Below are 1927 nucleotides of genomic sequence, written 5' to 3' on the forward strand. Positions count from 1 at the left end.
TTTTTACTCAGGATATTATTCTGATTTCCGGAGTAAATGTTTGATTGCAGATTGCCGTTCGTCTTTTGAAAATACCCATAGTCTGCATCTACGTTAACGATCCTCCCAAGCGTATCTTCATACTTATAATTGAGGTTCATATTGTATCGCTGTGTCTGCTGAGCATAATAGTCATTCACCGCATCAAGAACCTGAACAAAGCCCGGCGAAGATGAATTACCGATATCAGTTTTCGTGTCGGTAAGACCACCGCCGAAAAGGAAGTTTCCGGTCAGCAGGATACCCAGGGTATTCTTTTTATCCAGTGTGACATCAGCACCAAGCCGGCTTCCCATTTTCTGCCGCTTGTCAGTATCATCGGTAAAGCTATCATAGGTTCTGCTATTCTGGATCCGGTCGGAGCCGTAGAGATAAGTGAAGTTCCCAAGAAAGTGGTTATAAGCAGCAAAGACGTTAACATTATTTTTCCGGTAGTTTAATGAGATATCCTGATTTTGCCTGACATTCATGCCGTAAGCAATACCCGTCGTCAGGTTGCCGCTGAAACCCTTTACCTGAGATTTAACTGTCCTGATATTGATAATCCCAGCTGAACCGGCAGCATCGTATTTAGCAGTCGGACTATTTATGATTTCAACAGATCGTATTCCCGAAGAAGGCATGGAGCGAAGCAGGTCCGTAAGCTCTTTACCAGACATATAGGTTTGTTTGCCATCTAACAAGATCATAGCTCCCTGTTTGCCGTTTAATGTGATGGTGTTGTCGTTGTCAACGTAAATTCCGGGCGCCTTTTTTATAGCGTCAAGCGCAGTTGCACCTTGTGCATCAATGCTTTTTGAAACATTGTAAATTATACTTCCGCCGTCAAGCTCGATAAGATCCTGTTTAGCCTGTACTACTACCTCACCGAGAATATTCTCTCCTGGAATCAGCTTTATGATGCCAAGTTCTTTATCGCCAATCAGGGGTAATACTGACTGGTATGTTTTATAACCAGTATAACTCAGGCTGATCTTATACTCACCTTTCACAGAGTAAGAAAGATCAAACCGGCCATTCAAATCAGTTGAAGCTTTTACGATTTCTTTCTCTTGAGTATCCAGAAGAAGTACTGTGGCAGATGGAAGCGGACGGTCGGCTTCGTCGACAACCCTTCCTGTTATGTGGAAGGATCTTGTCTGGGCAGGCAAGCTAAAACTAAGTGCGCAAATAAGCATTAGTGTTAGCGGGCCTGTAAGGATTTTAAGCATGGGAGGATGTAGGGTTTCGGCTAATCGTTAATTCTATGATGAAGATAGAAATTAATATTTTAATCCTGCACAATCATGCAATAATAATTGCAGATACCTGCAATTCTAGAATCCACTGCTCACTAGGCGATTGACACATTTCTAATCATGCAATCCACATTGTTTCTAAATTTAACAAATGTGGAACTACAACTATTATGTTTATATAACAACGAATCCGGGGAAAACGGTTCTTTACACCGGGGTTACTAATGACCTCCGTAATAGAATGGATCAACACCAGAGTAACAAGGGCAGGCAGAAAACTTTTGCCGGAAAATATTATTGCTATAATCTTATATGGTACGAACATTTCACCGATATAGAAGAAGCCATTACACGGGAGAAAGAGATAAAAGGATGGAGGCGTGAAAAGAAGGAGAGGCTAACTGCCTTGACAAATCCTCAGTGGCATACATTGGTGGCGTAATGTCATTCCGAACCCGCCATTCGCGGGGAGGGAACTTCGAGGTGGAATAAATCTTATATGCTGGAAGTTAGTAATAAAACTACACGCAGGATACCTGTACGAAGGTCCCTCGCTGCGCTCGGGATGACATGGTTGAGGGATATCTATCGGGGTTGTCTTGTCCTAAAATAGGTTTACACAAAAAGTAAACTTATGAACCGAGAAACGA

General features: G+C 42.3%; 2 protein-coding genes. One reads left to right on the forward strand and one right to left on the reverse strand.

The annotated features are described in order from the left end of the window. The coding region (locus WKF69_RS11610) for a carboxypeptidase regulatory-like domain-containing protein (protein WP_340382081.1) at positions 1–1250 on the reverse strand (1250 nt) is incomplete at its 3' end. A 178-nt stretch (positions 1251–1428) separates the two neighbouring features. Between WKF69_RS11610 and WKF69_RS11615 the strand changes: the two genes are divergently transcribed. Next, complete coding sequence (locus WKF69_RS11615; protein ID WP_340382082.1) at positions 1429–1719, forward strand: GIY-YIG nuclease family protein; 291 nt, start codon at positions 1429–1431, stop codon at positions 1717–1719. Positions 1720–1927: the final 208 nt, after the last annotated feature.

Source organism: Daejeonella sp. (genome assembly GCF_037719425.1).
Lineage (GTDB): Bacteria > Bacteroidota > Bacteroidia > Sphingobacteriales > Sphingobacteriaceae > Daejeonella.